The following is an 18,136-nucleotide window of genomic DNA, read 5'->3' on the forward strand; positions in this document are numbered from 1 at the left end:
ATTTTAAGCCCTAATTTATCTGCTTAACAAAAGGCGCCTATATTTGCAGGCATGTTTACAGATATTTATAGCCCCCTTCAACAATTAAAACATCCTCTTCTTCGGGAATTCTGGATGAAAAGAGATGATTTAATTGATCCTTATATCTCGGGAAATAAATGGCGTAAACTCAAGTACCTTTTATCAAAAGCATTTAAAGAGAATAAGCATCACCTCATCACTTTTGGGGGTGCTTATTCTAATCATTTACTCGCTACCGCAGCCGCTGCCTCAAGAGCAGGATTGAAATCTTCCGCCTTTGTACGTGGGGAAGAAGTAGAAAACGAGATGCTCATGCTCTGCCGGATCTTCGGAATGCACCTGGTCTTTACCGACAGGACCAGCTACAAAGACAAAACTCAACTATTTCAACAACATTTTGGTGATGATCCCAATGCCTTCTTTATTGATGAAGGAGGCGCAAGTGCGGAGGCAGTACAGGGTTGTGCCGAGATTATCGCAGAGCTCCCGGAAGACGTTGACCATCTCTTCTGCGCTGCCGGAACAGGGACTACTGCAGCAGGCCTATTGAAAGGGATCCTGGAACGAGGATTAAAAACAACCCTCCACGTAGTTCCCGCGCTAAAAGGAGGAAGCTTTATTGAGGAAGAAATCTTTAACTATCTGGGCAATACCGATCAGCTCGTGCTCCACACAGCTTACCATTTCGGAGGTTATGCAAAGACTCAACCCGCCCTCATCGACTTCATTAAAAATTTTGTAAGCAGCCAGGGCATTTTAATAGACCCGGTATACACCGCAAAAATGCTCTATGCCATTGAAGACCTTTCTACAAAAGATTACTTTAAACCACAGGAGAAAATCGTTGCCCTTCATACCGGCGGTTTACTCGGAATCCTTGGGATGAAAGAAAAGTTTAAACCTTAACCTATGAATTTATACCATCAAACCGGACAAACCTATAATACCACCAGAACTGCAGACCCATTGATCACTCAACGGCTCCGTATCCTGACCGGCAATAAAAAAGGCGATAAAATCATTGATGTAGGCTGTGGAACGGGAAACTATACGCTGGAACTGGCAAAAACCGGCTTACAGATGTACGGAACAGACCCTTCAGATCAAATGCTGAAGATTGCGGAAGAAAATGTCAGTCCGGTCATCTGGAAAAAGGGATACGCAGAAAAAATAGACTTTCCTGATGCAATGTTTGATGGTGCCATTGCCACCTTAACCATCCACCATTGGGTTGACCTGGCTAAAGCTTTAAAAGAGCTGTACAGGGTCCTCAAATCGGGTTCAAACCTCGTTATATTTACCGCTACTTCCGAGCAGATGCGCAATTATTGGCTGCATCATTATTTTCCAAAGATGATGAGCAGCGCGATGAATCAAATGCCTTCTTTTTCCAAGATCTGGGAGTACGGGACCGATGCAGGCTTTGAAATCACTAAAACAGAGAAATACTTCGTCGCCGCTGACCTCGAAGACCTATTCCTTTATGCGGGAAAGCGAAAACCGGAAATATACCTTGATCCCGAAATCAGAAAAGGAATCTCTTCTTTCGCGGATCTGGCTCAGGCCGATGAAATTCCCTCCGGATTGGAATTGCTGGAGCGGGATATAAAATCACAGAAAATCAATATTGTGCGCGACAGGTTTGATGACCGCATGGGCGATTACCTTTTTATTGTGTTGTCTAAAACAGCTGAGGCTTAAAGTATTTCATCAGCGAAACCAGCAGACACCCAAAGCTCAACACAAACGTTTGCATTACAAACAATTGACCCTAAAAAACCGCAACAAGCCCCTTTAGGCTACTTTTCCGGAGCATAAAAGTAAAAACCAAACAGCGAACGGCCGGACAAAGCCATAAACTGCTCATTTTATGGGATTTAAAAATGAACAGTTAGCCGCTCAGCGGCTAAATTCAGCCGTTTTGAGCTACACAACCGTTTGCGTAAAGGAGGAGTGTCACATTACCATCGTTTTTGAGGAACTTCAGTATAACCTAAACTACTAAACCAACAAAAACATGAAATCAACCCGATTTTTTTCCTGGCCTGTAATGGCCATGCTCTTTCTCTGCACTGCACTTTCCGCTTGTCACAAATCCCTGATTCCCGAAAATCAGGCGAAGCAACGTTCCGAACTCAGTGCTGCAAGTGCAGCCCTGGCAGGTACAGAAAATGCAGCTCCTTCAGAGCACCTTTATTTTAATTTTCCTTCGGATGCTATTGTTAAAATACACAAGATAAAAATTACGCAATCGGCCAATGCGGAATATTTCTCTGTACACAATTATTCCGGTGGTTATGCAGGTCTGCAACAAACCCCGGACAATTCTTTTGGAACGCCAAACATTCTGATCTCCTCTTTATGGGATCCCAATACGGCGGGAGGCATCTTTTCGGAAGTCGCTTATACTGCCCCGGGAACCATCAGCAGCAGGTTTGGTGGAGAAGGAGACGGCTATAAAACCATCAATCCTTACCAATGGGCGATGAATACCTGGTACAATATTGCCCTCAGGGCCTGGAAATTGAACGGGAAACTGTACATCGGTACCTTTATTCAAAACATGACCACAGGAAACTGGTTCCATACCTCCACACTCGCTGTTCCTGAACGGACTACTTTCCTTGGATCCGGAAATGATGCCTTTCTGGAAAACTGGACTGGAAGCAATGCCGCTTATGACGGCCGTTTTATCCGAAAAGCATTCTTTAAAGATTGCTGGAACCTGAACACCGCCAATACCTGGCAAAAACACACCAGCAGAAGTTTCAGTGCCAATGATGGTGATCAGGGTAGAAACGGCATTTACGACCGGGCCTTTAATTCCGGATATGACGCTACCGAAGATGCCTATTTCATGGAGCATGGCGGTACCGTACAACCCAGTGCCGGCTTTGGAACCGGACGTACACTGGCACTTCCTGATCAAACCAATCAGGGAACAGCTCCCCTGCTGACCATCGCGGAGGTTCAATCTGCAACAGCAACAAGCACAGGAAATACCGTTACCGTAAACTGGGTAAACAATCCGGTTAAAAGCCCTCAGTTCTCTTCAAAAGTAGAATTGCTCAATCCTACAGGGGGAGTGGTAAGTACCGTTAACGAAGTACTGCCTCAAAAGAGATCTGCCAGTATTTCCAGCACATTGGGAACCGGAACCTATTCCGTAAGAATTACGATAACAGACATCTTTAATCAAAGCTCCAGCCCGATCACCATTCCGGTAACTTCAGGCATTTCGGGAACAACATGGTATAAAATAAAGAATGCCTCCAGCGGACTTTATCTTGCACTGGAAAACAACAGCACCGCCAATAGTGCTTTTCTTGTACAAGCCAGCAGCAGCACCGGAAATGGTCAGAAATGGAAATTCACCGCACAGGGAACCGCCTATGTAATCGTCAATGCAAACAGCAACAAAGCCATTGACATTTCAGGAGGAACACAAACCATAGGTGCAAACGTCATCCAGTACACCATCAGTAATGCCATTAATCAGCAATGGAACCTTCTTTCTGCAGGTACAAATCAATATGTGATCCAAAGTAACATGTCGAGTCATTATGTACTGGACAATCCGGGTAGCAGCAGTACTTCCGGCACTAAAATCACCTTATACTCCATCAATGGTGCATCCGGATCTCCAAATCAGCAATGGATATTAGAAGCACAATAACCGTTTAAAAAATCAATATTCCAATCGAACCGCAGAAATGAGCAGCCCTCATTTCTGCGGTTTTGTAATAATCTTGTTTCTCATCGCAGTTCTGTCGCACGGCAAATAAAATCCGGATAATTAACTCCATAATAAATTCAAACTGGCAACATTTTTGCACAAACAGAATGATACCGAATAATAATTTATTTAATAACAAGGTTTATGGCTTTCATAGTAAGACCAATTTTTTCAAATAAGAATTATAAAATTCTTTCTAATTTCATTATGCAGGAAGCCTCTTCCTATCAAATTAAGCATTTTGAACCGTTTTCTGTAGTACCAAAGTCCTGTTCAAGGACTGATTTATAAAACATTAATCTTCTGAAATTTAATTACCTCAAAAAAGGCTGGCAATGAACTGTCCGCATTTTTAAGGAAAGAGACCATTTAAACATACACGATAGAATGAACGCTATTACAATTAATACTTATGGAAAAAAGAACTAGTATAGAAATAGAAATTAATGGAACAGAAATTTTACACATCAGTTCCTTTAAACTAATTCAGAAATTCAATAAACACCATGAGTTCGAGTTAGTCATCAATTACGATGTAGTGGAACAAACCGGCACACATAAGCTTGACCAGGCACAGAAATGGGTTGGAAATATTCTTACCGCTAGTTTTGACCAGGGGGCAAACAATTTCAAAGGGATCATTTGTGAGATTGGCCTTTCCCAGAATCATGGATTAAGGTCAAATATTATCGTAAAAGGGTATTCTACCACTATTCTTTTAGACTCCGGAAAACAGATCCGTTCTTTCAGTGCGATGACATTAGAGGAGATTGTTCAAAAAATTGCCGAGCCTGAATTGTCCGGCTTTTCCAATATGATCATCAACAATAGCTTCAAAGATCAGATTCTATATCAAACTCAATTCAAAGAAAGTAATTTTGATTTTATCAACCGTTTGTCTTCAGAATATGGTCAATGGTTCTATAACAATGGCGTAGACATTTGTTTTGGCAAGCCCCGCGAATTAAAAAGTGTACACCTCGTTCTGGGTCAGAACCTGTCCTATTTAAACTCTTCCCTTCGTGTAGTTCCTTTGCAATTCTCCTATTATAGCTACCAATCTGAAGAAGACAACATGCTCGATGAGCACACCGGATCTTCGGTAAACATCAGCAACCATTATGTGGGCACGGCACTTTCCGGATCTATGGACATTTTTCCTTCAAAAGGAAACGTTCCTGTGAAACCAAGACCAGCCAATAAAAGTCAGCTTTCCAGGTTTATCCGGGACCATCAGGCAGGCCAGGCGGCAAATTTAACAGATGTTAGCGGGGAAAGCACCAACGCTGCATTGGCCATCGGTTCTGTGGCCGACATCAACGTGTCGCTGAGGGATGGATTGGACAGCTTTAAAAAAGAAGCGCTGGACAAATACCTGATTACAGAAATCACCCACCAGATTGACGGGCTGGGAAGATATAGCAATATTTTTAAAGGAATTCCTGCCGATGTGAGCATCGTACCGGCTGATAATGTTCATAATCCACAGGCAGAATCGCAGGTGGCAACCGTAAAAGACAACAAAGACCCTAACAATCAAGGCAGGGTGAAAGTCCAGATGCTTTGGCAAAAACACAATGAAACCACAGACTGGATCAGGGTATTGACACCCGATGCCGGAAGCAGTAACCTTGTGACTCAAAACAGAGGCTACGTGTTTGTTCCGGAAATCGGCGACCAGGTCATTCTTGGCTTCCGTTACAATGATCCCAACCGTCCTTTCGTACTCGGTAGTATATTCCACGGAAAAACAGGTGCCGGAGGATATGAGAAGAACCACCTTAAACAAATCTCGACAAGAAGTGGTCACCTCATTGAATTTGATGATGAAGAAGGGACTCAGGGGATTAAAATCACCGATCATCACAACAACAGCATTCTCATCGATACCAAAGGGAACAACATCACCATTACCGCTTTGGAAACGATGACTTTCAATGCCAAAAACATGCACATCAATGTGGAGGAAAACATGCAGGTCAATGTGAGGAAAGACATGAACACTCAGGTGAGTCAGAACCATAAGATCAGTGTGGCAAAACAAGCTACCTTACTCGCTGAAAACATTACCGAACGGGCAACAAATGACTATAAAATCACAGCTAAGAAAGTAGAAAAAACCGCAGACCATGTCAACATCAACAGTAAAGTTGAGAACCTGACCCTGTATTCAGGAAAATCTGTCGTTTCTAAAAGCGTGGAGAAAAACAAACTCTTTTAACCTGCCGGAGAAACAATGCAAAAGGTAAATCTAACCCACTCCTCCCCGCTTTTCTATAACCCTGCAGGGTTAAAGCGAACCTATGGGGTAATTTTTGACCTGGTAAACGGAGAAAAAGAACTGCATGTTCATTTCGAGGTTCGCATAAGATACCTGGGAAAGCTTCAGGACCAGTATCTTTTGATAGAAATGGATAAAAAAGACGTTTTTATCAATAACCAGATGCCCGAGAATACAATTGACCAGTTCACGGCTGCCTGTGGTGCCATACTATACCCCCTGGAGATCATCACCAGTGCGCATGGTGAATTTCTTGGCATCAACAATAAAAAGGCGATCAGGGAAAGATGGGAAGAGAAAAAGCCGAAACTACAGCAGTATTATAAGGGAGAAAAAGCAGAAGAAATTTTCAGCTACATGGACCTTGCCCTGGGCAGTGATCACCACCTGGTGAATTCCGTATTTGAGGATCAGTTTGTCGCACTTTATTTTTCTAAAGCCATTGCCATCAGTCATAAGATCGGCCTTGAAACCTTTGAAATCTCCATTCCCGGGCTTCCTTATACAAGAGCAGTAAAATACGAAATCAAGCAGGAGACAGACGGGAGTCCAACAGATAACGGAACGCTTCAGCTCTTACAAAAAGGGCACTGTACCGATGAACGGGACCAGATTGATCCCGGTAAAGGCGAGGTAAACCTACGTTATTCCTTATACCGAAAAGACCATACGATCAATTCGATCACCGGAAGTTTCGACCTGTTTTCAAAAGGAACCTTAAGAGCCATTCAGGTACAGGTATATCACTTAAGGGAAAAAGATGAAGCGGGAACAGCACCGTTACAAGACAACAAAGAAGAAGAGAAAGAAGTAAAAAAGAGCAAAAGCTTTTTTTCATTTCTTGAATAAATAATTTCAGAGCACTATGAGTGAGAAACATTTAGTATGCCAGGGCGCCATTTGCGAATGTAAATTCGGTTCTACACCGGATCAGCTCATGGTCCTTTCGCAGAAAAAACATTACATCAATGACGAACAGGGATCTGAGAAACCACTGGGTAACACCATGGATCTGGGGCAACCTTTTAAGGCAAAAACCTTTGGCAGCTGCAAGCTAATGAACAATGCAAAATGCAGTCCGGCGATTATAGCATGGCTGAAATTTTATGAGAACGTGGTTCTCGACAACGGAGGAAAACTATTACTCGAAAATAGCAAAGGAACCTGTGCAGTTGCCGGGGCACCCTGTGTGGAGTTCACTTTTCATGGACAGACCGCTGCAGTTTCCAGTCAGAATACAAAAAAAGCAGAGGAGGACAGTTCCAGTTATCTGAATCCACTCATGAACGTAACGAAGATAGCCGATAAACTTTTCCGATTTGACCTTCCGGCAGCAGCGGATAACCTATAGATATGCGTATAATTAAAGAAGTAAAGATAAACGTTAGTCCTACCAAAGGAGTAGTGAACCGTACAACGAATCAACTCACACTTTACGCTGCCAGCGACTTTGACGTGGAGGTAACGACTACCGGAGAAGAAGAGTTGGGCCCTATAGTGATTACCGCCAGCAGAATCAAGGGTAAGAAAAAAAAACCTGGAACGCCTGAAAAACCTCCGGTTGAACCAGTTCCAGAAATGGATTGGATCTGGAGCAGTCTGGGTGGTAAATCAAGTTTTCAGAGTATTGACAGAAACGCCAAATTATTTGGGCCTAAATTACAGATCAATTTCCCCAAGGTCATGGAAGGCGGAGGCCTGGTCTGGCTGGAACCTTTCGTTCCGGGAAGTGAACCTACAAATAAAGCACCCAACGGCTATTTTATCTCTGCCAAAGGCGAGCCTAAAATCCTCTCCGCAGTATGGCGGGAATACAGCAAAAATAACGATGGCAGGATCATCAATGGTTCCCTAAAGAAAATCAACCAGAGTGTACAACTCCATGTTTATACACAAGCCATGTACGGTCATGACCTGCAGATCACACTCATGGATCATGATACGGTGGATCCGAACGATCTGTTGATCATCGACCAGAAGTCTCAGTACGGGGCACCGGTTGCATTTTTCACCACTGAAGTCAGGGTTCATCAAATGCTGCCTGATGAAGAGAAATCCAAGTTAAGGGTTGCCTCCACCCTGGCCCAGAGAAATGCTTCAAAGCCGAAGGTACTGGCCGATACGAGTACATACCATGTTCAGAAAACGATAATAGACGTCTACCTTGAAGAAGGATGGCTGATTAATGGTGGAAGCCGGTTGAAAATCTATCCCAAAGTCAGAGGAATAGGCCGGGCCAAAGAAGAGGAATTTACAGACGCCTTTATCAATGTTCAGGGAGTGGCGAAAGAAGAATCGGCCTTAACCTTTTCCGGTAATAACCCGGTTGTAGTAGACTATATCCCTACAGAGATCGGCACTTACCATGCCTGTAAGTACACAGGAATCACCTTATTGATTCCTGAGAAAGATGAGGTAACTCAGAAAGACATCGTAAAAGACGTTATTCTCTACGAACAAAATGGCACTTACCGGAACATGAGGGAGTTTGAAATCGTGGTTGGAGAGACGAAAAACACCAAGAAAATCAGCATCAGACTCGACAGCCTGGAAACACTGGAAAGCGATTGTTCTCAGCCCCAGGGACAAAAACATAAAGGAAATGTGATGAAGATGCTGGGCTATCCTGAAAGTTCCATAGGCAACAGTAAACCGGGAGCGGTTGTGGAAAAAAGCAAATGGAGCTCCACCTGGAAACATGGATTTGAAGGATTTGGCTTAGGGAAGGCAGAAGAACATGCCTCCACAACAGGCGAGAATGCACTGGAAATCCTAAACAGCACCGATGCCTTATTCGAATTCAATGCCAGGTATATTTACAACAAGAAGCAATTAAACCTGGCTGGTTTAGCAATACATTGGGTTTTCAGGTATTTTTGGATCGGCAAAAATGTACTGATCGAACCTTACGTTGTTGTGGCCAGGACCTGCAGGCATCAGCGGGAAATAAAAATTTTCACTTATCCTGATGTTTCCTGGGAAATTGCACTTGAATTTAAATCCAGCAGGTCTAAAAAGAAGGCAACATATACCCCCTTGCCTGCACCACCTACGCCTCCAATTAAGTTTAAACTCGGACTGGAATGGGAAATTACACTTGCACTCCATGCCAAATGGGATGATGGAGAGAAACTTGACCTTGCGGAAGACCTGAAAGACAACATCTTAAAAAAGATAAAGACCTTCACAGAGATCGCTGATATGGTTAAAAGTATTTTCAATGGAGAGCAGAACAACAGTACTTCAGAACATACCCAACCAAACGCTGCAGCAAAGGAAAGGTTAAAAGAGGCCAGAAAAAAGTTTGGCACCGAGCAGGATGAAGCCGCTCAGAAAAGAGCAGACCTGCTTCGCGTGCAACAGCAGGTAAAGGACAACAAAGACAAAATAAAGGCAAGCTCCGGAGATAAAAGCAGCGACGAATACAAAGATGCGCGGGCCGATCAGGATACCCTCTTCGAGAGCGTCTCAGACCTCAAGAGATCAGTTGTAGGTTTTGATGTAGAATGGCCGGAGATCGCCTTAGCCTTCAGTTGGTGCAGGGTGAACACCAATGCCAAACAACGGCAGGACCTTCGCAATCAAACCGGCATTTTACTAAGTGGCACAGTGGAAGCCAAACCATTGATCGGATTGTCCGCTTACCTGGACTTCCTGGCATTGATACAACGGGCACACCCAATCGCATTGGCCGTAATCGCGGCAGTCGACCTGAGCATGAAACTCATCGGAGATGGCAGTAAAATTGTTTGTGAGCTTCGTGCAAAAGGAACCATTGGTGGAAAACTGGAAGGTTTCTTTAATACGGTAACGAAGGAAAACTCGTTTAACAAGATAGACCAGGCCAATAATGGGAAACCTTTGGCTACCATTACCGGTGACCTTGAGTTTACCCTCCTTGTTCAGATTAAAATTGAAGTCAGAAAAGATTACGTGCTTGTACAGGTGCAGGGAAGCGTAGAAGCCAGTCTGGAAGCCAAAGCAAAGTTCTCCTCAAGGGGAACCGTTGGCTATGACGACAGGGGTTTTTATACCCAGTATTATGGTAACTTCGCAGGACTGGAAGTTGTTGGTAAGGCTAAGATCAGTGGACAGGTGAGTGGGAAAAAGTACAAAGATCCGGTCCCTACCCCTCCTCCGGCGGCAGGTGCAAACCCTCCTTCAGCTGAAGAGGCAAAAAAGCCTACAGAAACCTCATCTGCCGGAAAAGTGAACCTGGAAAAATCAATTAAATACCAGGCCATTGACAAGCAGGATGAAAAGGAACTGGGAAGACTATACCTGGGAATATGATAGAATCAACTCAATAACCATAAGATGAAAAAAACAATTCTGTATTTATTAATTGGCTGCTCACTGGCATCCTGTGCACAAGAAAAGAAAAAAATGAATGATAATTTAATTCCGGATTTATACAAAGAAGTAAAATTTAAAGATCAAAAAATCAGTTACCGTGCAGGCATACAAGTCGGGGCTTCTAATTTCGTTTTATTGATCAATGATGTACCTGTAGCTCAGAATTTTGAAGAAGCAGGTGGTACATTCAATACCAGCGCCCCGATTAACGACATGATCCTGAAAAGTGGAAAACAACACTTTAAACTGATCTTATATCCAGGCTTCAAAAACAACGTACCGCTTACTGCCTTATCTGAAAACGTACTTGCAAAAATTACCATTGAAGGTCTAAAATATGAAGGAGAAGGCGTGAAAACCATTGTCGAGCCTTTCACGATTCTGGAAATTGGGGAGAATGGTAAAGCCTTTACTGAAAAAGGAAAACCGACCGCCATTTATGAAGGAACGTTTGATGCCAAAGTTCCTTATGACCTGACCGCATGGTCTAAAAGCAAAGACCTTAGAAAAGAAGATTCAGCAACACTGGAAAAAGAGGTCCTGGCCTTTTATCAGCAATACATCAACATCGTAAAAAATAAAGATGCGGGTGCTTTAGCCAAGCTGGTTTATAAAAAAGAAAAGAATTATGCACAGGCCTTGTTTCTGGATCAGGAAGGAACTCAAAATCAATGGGACTCTTACCTGGAACTGATAAAAGATCCAACATTAGTAATGGAACCTGTAGAGAAATATAAAATGAATTTTTATGCAAACGGACGTCTGGTAACCCTGGAGCGGATAGACTATCCAAATATTGGTGAACCGGCATTGCGTTCTGAATCCAAAGAAGATGGCAGAGCAGTTGTAGGCTTTTATTTCTGCCAGTTGCATAAGCCGGAAGGCAGCAATACCCTCGAACTGATCCATTAATTCAATACCTTTTCCTTCAAAAAACCACCTTATTTATATCTACAAGGTGGTTTTTATCGTTTACACCCATCTATTTCAGATATCTCTTGGCTTTTTTACAAGAATTCTTACCTTTGCGGCCGATTAGTCTTATTTAGATTTAAACTAAATAGCTATCCAAAGCTCCTGAGCTTTTTAGGTTTCCTAAAGTTTCCTCAGGAGGAGATACCATCGTTTCCACGAACAATTAGAATACACAATATGAATAGATTTTTTACCATTTTAGGACTCACTATGCTCCTCTGCACTGCGGCTCATGCGCAGCTGATCAAAGGGACCATATACGATAAGCATACAGGTGAAAGCATCATCGGGGCAAGTATTGCCATCAAAGAACGCCCGGGAAAGGGTGTGATGGCCGATGAAAAAGGACAATTCAGCATACAGCTGCAATCCGGAGAAACGATGATCGTTAAAATGGTTGGTTATAAAACCTTTCAAAAGCAATACCAGAGCAAAGATGGACAGCAATTGGCTATTTATCTGGAATCCGGACTTGCTTTAAATGAGGTGATGGTGACTGCCAGTTTAGCAAACTCAAGAAGTAAAAAGGCAATTGGAACAAATGTAGACCATATTGATGCTGCGGCCGTTGCTGCAACAAGTAATCCTTCTTCCCTTGCCGATATCGTGAATGGAAGAATCAGTGGTGCACAGGTTTACAATACCAATGGTAAAGTAGGCATGCCTATCCGCTTTGACATCCGCTCTGCGGCAACTTTTAGCATGGAGCGTGATCCTTTGATCTTTATAGATGGGGTGCGCTACAACAACAGCAATACTGCCGATGTCAACTCTTCGCAGGAGGCAATGAGCGCATTAAATGACCTGCCTTTAAACGACATCGCTTCGATAGATGTCATCAAAGGCCCGGCTGCCGCAGCCTCTTATGGTGCAGAAGCGGCAAATGGTGTGGTCATCATTCAGACCAAACGCGGATTAAGCGGACAAAAAGGAATTGCCGTAAATGTAAAATATACCGCCGGTTTCAGTGAACTGGCAAAAAAATACGACCAGTTTGTGAACAATGATCCTTTGAATGACTTTTTCAGGAAAGGATCGGAGCAACAATTGTATGCCAACCTAACTGCACAGTTAGACCAGAGCAACAGCATTTTCTTTTCTGCAAATACCAATAAAAATGCAGGTATCGTTCCTGGAAACCAGGACAACAGACAAACCTTCCGTACGGGTTACGACCTGGTAAAAGATCGTTTTAAACTTTCCGTTACTGCAGGTTATGTGAAAGGAAAGCTCAGCATCCCTCAATCTGCTTCCGGACGTGATGATGCAATTTGGAACTTGATGAGAGACCGCACACCATGGCCTTTTATTTCAGAAGAAACCTGGAGAGCCATTCAAAAACAATATGACAATGACCGTTTTACCGGAAGTGTGAGATTGGGTTATACCCTGCCATTTGAAATCAAGATGGAAACCCTTGTCGGACTAGACTTAAACCACATTGAAGGTTTAAACTATCTTCCATATGGTTACCTGCAAGGCACCAACAATACCGGAGCCAAACAAGTGAGCAGCCGCCGCAACCAGAATATGAACTGGGACTTTAAACTGTCCAAAAACTTTGTATTCAGTCCGAAATGGCAATTAAATTTAAGCGTACTTTCCCAGCTGACCAGTGCTACGGAACGGGTGAACGGAATCAGTGTGAAGAACTTCGCAGTACCCGGCATCAGTAACATCGCTTCAGCAGCGGAGATCCTGTCCGTAACAGACACTGACTACGAGAAACGTACCCATGGTTTATATGGGGAAGCGTTCCTGAATTACGATAACAAATTGTTCATCAACGCCGGACTTAGAAGAGATGTTTCCAATATGATTGGTGCCAATGTGGCCAACATCTGGTACCCTACTGTTAGTGTAGCTTACAATGTAGCTGACATGCCTTTCCTGAAAGGTAAAGTGGAGGAATGGAAGTTCAGGGCTGCCTATGGGGAATCCGGCCGTTTGCCTTATCCAAATGATGCGCAAACCGCTTACCTTGTAGAAGCTTCTTCTTTCGGAACACAGGTAAGACCTTTAAGAAAAGGAAATCCTGACATTAAACCGGAAAGAACGGGAGAGCTGGAAATGGGAACCGACATCAGTCTTTTTGGTCAGCGTTTTGGCTTTACCTATTATCAGCAGCATACCCGTGATGCGATCGTATATACGACCTTATTGCCTTCTTTGGGCTGGCCATCCAGCTTAAGCGGAGATTATCCGGAAAACATTGGAAAGATCCAGGGAAAAGGAATTGAGGTGACTTATAATGGCCGCGTATTTACCAGCAGCAATAAAAAACACAGCCTAGATATCTTCGCCATCTTCAACCATCAATCCAACAAAGTGGTGAACTCCGGTGGCAGGGATATCCTGAATACTGTAAACCTGATCCGTGAAGGGTTGCCTGCTTTTACGTTTTATTCCAACGTTTCTGAAGGTCCTCTTTTTAATGCAAAAGGTGAATATACCGGCGCTAAAGAAAGTATTCTACAGGAATTGGGCAAGCCCTTCCCTACTTATAACGGCTCATTCGGATTCGGTCTTCAGTTGTTTGAAAATCTGCGACTGCAATCATTGTTCACCTATTCAAAAGGCGCTAAAGTGTACAACATTTCACACCGTAACGTAGCGAGTCAGGGGACAAACTTTAAAGCTAAAGAAAGCTTAAAAGAACAACTGGCTACACAAACTCCAGGTACTCCGGATTATATCGCCACTGCGACACAATTGTCTAAATACGAAGGAACAAGAGGTGATTATATCCAAAAAGCAGATTTCCTGAGGTTGAGCAACTTAACCCTTTCTTACGACCTGGGTTCATGGGCAAAGAAACAAAGTAATGGTGTGCTGAAACGTTGTGTAGTTTCTGTGACCGGGAATAACCTTTGGCTCAGCAGCAATTATGGTGGAGCTGAACCTCAGATCGATTCTCAGGGAGGAAGTAAAAGAACCAGGGGTATCGGCTACCTGTCGTCCGACTGGACCACTGTTCCTGCTCCCCGCACTTATGCATTTAGTTTAAATATTGGATTTTAATTAGGACTGTCTTCAGTCTGTTGATATAAATAATTTATGTTAAAGAACACAAAAAGCCTTTTGAGCACCGCAGCAATGTTCGTCCTTGCTTTCAGCCTTTCCTCCTGCGACAAGTGGGTGAACGACTCAAAATTGCCCAACAATACCGTTGATGAATCCCAACTGAACAACATTCAAATGCTGGGCCGCATTGAAAAAGGAAATTATGTATATGGACCTGTGATCGCCGGAGTATGGCGTGCGGGTGCTTCCTCTGCTTCAGACCTATTGGTGGCTTCTGGTGCTATTGTTGACGAGATCGTGCCAACTGCAGTCCCAAATTCGCCTTTCTATAAAGAACTGGATGAAGATAAACTTGCTCCCGACAATACTTCTCTATTTGGGGTATGGTCTAACGTACAGAACTACAGGGCCCGTGCAGAAGATGCCATCAAAATTGCAGAACAACTCAACCCTGCTGATGCAGACCAGATCAAGATTAAACAATCCGCTACTTTCAATGCGAAACTTCATGCAGGTTATGCCTGGATGTTAATGGCTGATTATTTTAGCGTGAGTGAAACAAATCAGGCCGTTTATGCAGACCATCAGCTGGTAAAACATGCCGATGCTTACGCAAAAGCGCAACGCTATTGGGAAGAAGCCTTGCCTCTGGCCAACGACCAGGAGAAAAGATTACTGCATTCCCTACTGGCTAAGCTTGGAATTCATACCAGCAATTTCCCACTTGCTGCATCACACATCAATTCTTCCTTTAAGCCAACAGAGAATTTCTCTTTCCTGAATACGGTGGGTACAACGAGTAATGCCTTCTTTACAGCATTAAATGTCAATGTAAGGGATGCCGCAGTTGACCCTACCTTAGTAGCTCAGTTAAAAACAGTGGCAGAGCAGACCCGGATTCCAGTGGTCAAAGCTGCTAAAGGCCATTGGTCATTAACCTATTACAAAGAAAGAGATCCTTTGATGGTGACTGATGAAGAAGAAATGCAGCTGATCAGGGCAGAGCTGGTGATCCGAGGTTTAATCCCGGGTGATGCCACTGCACTGGTTAACAGCGTGATTCAAAAATACGATGCCACCGGAAACTCTAACCTCAAAACTGCTTTGTCAGACTTGACTACGCTTACGGCCATCCGACGGGTTTTCTTATCCTGGAGAGGCACCCGCTTAATCGACCTGAGAAGGTTCAATATCGATGGTGATCTGAACCCGGGCTTTACCAACAGGAAATGGCACTGGATCAGTGTTCCGGAAATTGAAACCCGTTAAAATCTAATACATAATTAGAACACCCGGTATGAAATAAGATTCATACCGGGTGTTTTATTTTCCGGATGATATTTATCTTTATCAAATGAATATCATCCTGAAAATCAGAAACATCTTTATTTTCTTATTTCTTTTCAATTTACTGAATATCCCTGCTTTCGCTCAGAATTACAAAGATTCTCTGGACCTGGCACTGAGCAGTATCTATTCCAAATCAGAATTCCCAGGTTTTTCCACCATTATCGTCGATAAAAAAGGAATTCTGTATCAAAAAAGTCTGGGCTATGCAGATATGGAAAACAAAAGGGTATTTGGCACCCATACGATCCAGAATATCGGTTCTGTAAGCAAAACATTCGTCGCCCTTGCGCTCATGAAAGCCATAGAAATGGGGTATTTCGATTTAGAAACAGACATCAATTCTATCTTGCCTTTTAAAGTAAAAAATCCTTATTTTCCTGAAGAGCAGATCAAAATAAAACATTTAGTTACCCATACCTCCGGAATCATAGACAATAACCGGATTTACACCAGGGCTTATCTGTTTAAACACAATGTAAAAACGGACCCAACCGTGCTGGCCTTTATGAATCAGAATGGATATACGGGAGGGCTTTCTGACACGACCTTAAGCACCTTTATGTACAGCTACCTGTCTGACGAGGGGAAGTTATATGATAAAGCGAATTTCTCCAATAGCAAGCCTTCCGAAAGTGCTGCTTACAGCAATATTGGTTCAGCACTTATTGCGTATCTGATAGAAATAAAAGCGGGCATGTCTTTTGCCGATTTCAGCAAGAAGTATACACTTGCACCTTTGAAAATGAACCAATCAGGCTGGTACTTAACGCCGAAAAACGTTAAAAGTCATTCGCTTCCATATTTTGATGTCAAAAAGAAAATCACCTTCCCTCTTTATTCATTGATTACCTATCCGGATGGCGGATTAAGAACCTCTACAAATGAGCTCAGCAAATATGTGAGTCAAATGATGCTCGGACTGGAAGGAAATTCAACCTTACTTTCTAAAGCGAGTTTTGAACTGATATTTAAGCCTCAGTTCTCAGCAGATAAATTACCTAAAAACTTCAGCCTGAAAACAAGAAACAAAGGAGTGCTCTGGAATCTTTACAATGATGGCTTTATTGGTCATGACGGGGATGATCCCGGGGTAATTTCAAATGTGCTTTTCAATAAAGAGATCGGCATCATCTTTCTCAGCAATATATACCTGGAAAACCGAAATGAGATTTTGGATGTAATGAAAAAATATGGACCTAAAATAAAGCGGGAATAACCGGTTCAAAATGAAAAGCACCACCCCATTTTGAAAGACTACCGCTAACTTCCATTAGTTCGCAAAAAAGAAAAAACACACCTTAAATGCCCTGAGGGGCATTTATTCGTTGCAGCCAGTTTGAGGCATCCCCTTTGCCGCTTTCCTCGCATAAAAATCAAAAAGATGGAAAACTACAAACTGCTCCAACATCCGGCGCATCATGCTGCGCTACTATTACCACTCGAAAAAGTAAATATAAACCTGGATTTTAACCTTAATTAACCCTCAGAAGATGTTTCTTATTATTTTAGGATTGCTTATCACAGCCATAAGCTTCTTTGTTGCCAGAACTGATCAGCAAATTGCAAAATTCAGCAAGCTCATTCGGATTGCAGGTATCGTTCTCACTTTATTAGGCGCCGCACTTTCTATGTTCAAGGTCGTCGACGCAGGGCAGGTAGGCGTAAAAACCTTATACGGAAAAGTAGATAATGACGTACTTTACAGCGGACTGAACATTATTAATCCCCTGGTAGAGGTCACTACTTTTGACGTTAAAACACAAAACTATACCATGTCTGCCATTCATGATGAAGGAAGCAAAGCGGGCGATGATGCCATCCGGATTTTAACTTCCGATGGATTGGAAGTCACGATTGACCTTTCCGTTTTATTCAGTGTTCAACCTAAGGATGCGCCAAAGATTCTGAAAGAAATCGGTGGGGATTACCTGGACAAGGTGGTCCGCCCGATCGCAAGAACAGCCATCCGCGACAATGCCGTTTCGTATGAAGCGGTAGCCTTATACTCCACAAAACGCCAGGAATTTCAGAACAAGATCTTTTCTACCATCAACCATAGCTTTGCCAAAAGAGGGCTCAAGCTGGAACAGTTGCTGATCAGAAATGTCACCTTACCTGAATCTGTCCGTAAAACAATTGAATCAAAGATCAACGCCGAGCAGGATGCACAGAAAATGCAGTTCGTATTACAGAAAGAAAAGCAGGAAGCAGAACGGAAACGGGTAGAAGCCCAGGGTATCGCCGATTATCAGCATATTTTGTCTACCGGACTTAGTGACAAACAACTCCAGTATGAGTCGATAAAGGCGCAAAAAGAGATCGCTTTATCTCCAAATACCAAGATCATCATTATGGGGAACGGAAAAAATCCTGTAATTTTAGGCTCAAACTAA

12 protein-coding genes are annotated in these 18,136 nt (G+C 43.0%); all 12 read left to right on the forward strand.

All coding sequences use genetic code 11. The features are described 5' to 3' along the window. Positions 1–51 precede the first annotated feature (51 nt). The 12 genes from BLQ87_RS11705 to BLQ87_RS11765 all read left to right on the forward strand — a co-directional run bounded on the left by BLQ87_RS11705 (position 52) and on the right by BLQ87_RS11765 (position 18,136). Complete coding sequence (locus tag BLQ87_RS11705; protein ID WP_074606663.1) at positions 52–927, forward strand: 1-aminocyclopropane-1-carboxylate deaminase/D-cysteine desulfhydrase; 876 nt, start codon at positions 52–54, stop codon at positions 925–927. Between the two features lie 3 nt (positions 928–930). After that, positions 931–1,722, forward strand: coding sequence for a class I SAM-dependent methyltransferase (locus BLQ87_RS11710; RefSeq protein WP_074606664.1), 792 nt, complete (start codon positions 931–933; stop codon positions 1,720–1,722). A 316-nt stretch (positions 1,723–2,038) separates the two neighbouring features. Further along, positions 2,039–3,697, forward strand: coding sequence for a DUF3472 domain-containing protein (locus BLQ87_RS11715; RefSeq protein ID WP_172664747.1), 1,659 nt, complete (start codon positions 2,039–2,041; stop codon positions 3,695–3,697). Between the two features lie 472 nt (positions 3,698–4,169). After that, positions 4,170–5,978: a type VI secretion system Vgr family protein gene (locus BLQ87_RS11725; RefSeq protein ID WP_074606670.1), complete on the forward strand. Its 1,809-nt coding sequence runs from the start codon at positions 4,170–4,172 to the stop codon at positions 5,976–5,978. Between the two features lie 15 nt (positions 5,979–5,993). Next, positions 5,994–6,887 carry a hypothetical protein gene (locus BLQ87_RS11730; protein ID WP_074606673.1) on the forward strand — a complete coding sequence of 298 codons (894 nt, stop codon included), beginning with the start codon at positions 5,994–5,996 and terminating at the stop codon, positions 6,885–6,887. A gap of 16 nt (positions 6,888–6,903) precedes the next feature. Beyond that, positions 6,904–7,389 carry a DUF4280 domain-containing protein gene (locus BLQ87_RS11735; protein ID WP_074606674.1) on the forward strand — a complete coding sequence of 162 codons (486 nt, stop codon included), beginning with the start codon at positions 6,904–6,906 and terminating at the stop codon, positions 7,387–7,389. A gap of 2 nt (positions 7,390–7,391) precedes the next feature. Next, positions 7,392–10,331 (forward strand): hypothetical protein, encoded by a 2,940-nt coding sequence (locus tag BLQ87_RS11740; RefSeq protein WP_074606676.1) that lies wholly within the window; start codon positions 7,392–7,394, stop codon positions 10,329–10,331. A gap of 93 nt (positions 10,332–10,424) precedes the next feature. Beyond that, positions 10,425–11,306, forward strand: coding sequence for a hypothetical protein (locus BLQ87_RS11745; protein ID WP_143010415.1), 882 nt, complete (start codon positions 10,425–10,427; stop codon positions 11,304–11,306). A gap of 240 nt (positions 11,307–11,546) precedes the next feature. Further along, on the forward strand, positions 11,547–14,390 hold the full coding sequence (locus BLQ87_RS11750) for a TonB-dependent receptor domain-containing protein (protein ID WP_083361811.1): 2,844 nt from the start codon (positions 11,547–11,549) through the stop codon (positions 14,388–14,390). 36 nt (positions 14,391–14,426) lie between these two features. Continuing rightward, the gene (locus BLQ87_RS11755) at positions 14,427–15,662 is read left to right on the forward strand and encodes a RagB/SusD family nutrient uptake outer membrane protein (RefSeq protein ID WP_074606683.1); all 1,236 of its coding nucleotides are present in this window, start codon (positions 14,427–14,429) and stop codon (positions 15,660–15,662) included. Positions 15,663–15,747: 85 nt separating this feature from the next. Next, positions 15,748–16,959: a serine hydrolase domain-containing protein gene (locus BLQ87_RS11760; RefSeq protein WP_074606685.1), complete on the forward strand. Its 1,212-nt coding sequence runs from the start codon at positions 15,748–15,750 to the stop codon at positions 16,957–16,959. A gap of 274 nt (positions 16,960–17,233) precedes the next feature. Continuing rightward, positions 17,234–18,136: a prohibitin family protein gene (locus BLQ87_RS11765; RefSeq protein ID WP_074606687.1), complete on the forward strand. Its 903-nt coding sequence runs from the start codon at positions 17,234–17,236 to the stop codon at positions 18,134–18,136.

Origin of the sequence: Pedobacter steynii (assembly GCF_900103665.1) — a bacterium.
Taxonomy (GTDB): Bacteria; Bacteroidota; Bacteroidia; order Sphingobacteriales; family Sphingobacteriaceae; genus Pedobacter; species Pedobacter steynii.

Bases quoted from the DNA above. Each gene is read 5' to 3' on its own strand.
- BLQ87_RS11735 (WP_074606674.1), top strand. From the start codon at position 6,904: ATGAGTGAGAAACATTTAGTATGCCAGGGCGCCATTTGCGAATGTAAA.
- BLQ87_RS11745 (WP_143010415.1), top strand. From the start codon at position 10,425: ATGAATGATAATTTAATTCCGGATTTATACAAAGAAGTAAAATTTAAA.
- BLQ87_RS11715 (WP_172664747.1), top strand. From the start codon at position 2,039: ATGAAATCAACCCGATTTTTTTCCTGGCCTGTAATGGCCATGCTCTTT.
- BLQ87_RS11705 (WP_074606663.1), top strand. From the start codon at position 52: ATGTTTACAGATATTTATAGCCCCCTTCAACAATTAAAACATCCTCTT.
- BLQ87_RS11755 (WP_074606683.1), top strand. From the start codon at position 14,427: ATGTTAAAGAACACAAAAAGCCTTTTGAGCACCGCAGCAATGTTCGTC.
- BLQ87_RS11740 (WP_074606676.1), top strand. From the start codon at position 7,392: ATGCGTATAATTAAAGAAGTAAAGATAAACGTTAGTCCTACCAAAGGA.
- BLQ87_RS11730 (WP_074606673.1), top strand. From the start codon at position 5,994: ATGCAAAAGGTAAATCTAACCCACTCCTCCCCGCTTTTCTATAACCCT.
- BLQ87_RS11725 (WP_074606670.1), top strand. From the start codon at position 4,170: ATGGAAAAAAGAACTAGTATAGAAATAGAAATTAATGGAACAGAAATT.
- BLQ87_RS11760 (WP_074606685.1), top strand. From the start codon at position 15,748: ATGAATATCATCCTGAAAATCAGAAACATCTTTATTTTCTTATTTCTT.
- BLQ87_RS11710 (WP_074606664.1), top strand. From the start codon at position 931: ATGAATTTATACCATCAAACCGGACAAACCTATAATACCACCAGAACT.
- BLQ87_RS11750 (WP_083361811.1), top strand. From the start codon at position 11,547: ATGAATAGATTTTTTACCATTTTAGGACTCACTATGCTCCTCTGCACT.
- BLQ87_RS11765 (WP_074606687.1), top strand. From the start codon at position 17,234: ATGTTTCTTATTATTTTAGGATTGCTTATCACAGCCATAAGCTTCTTT.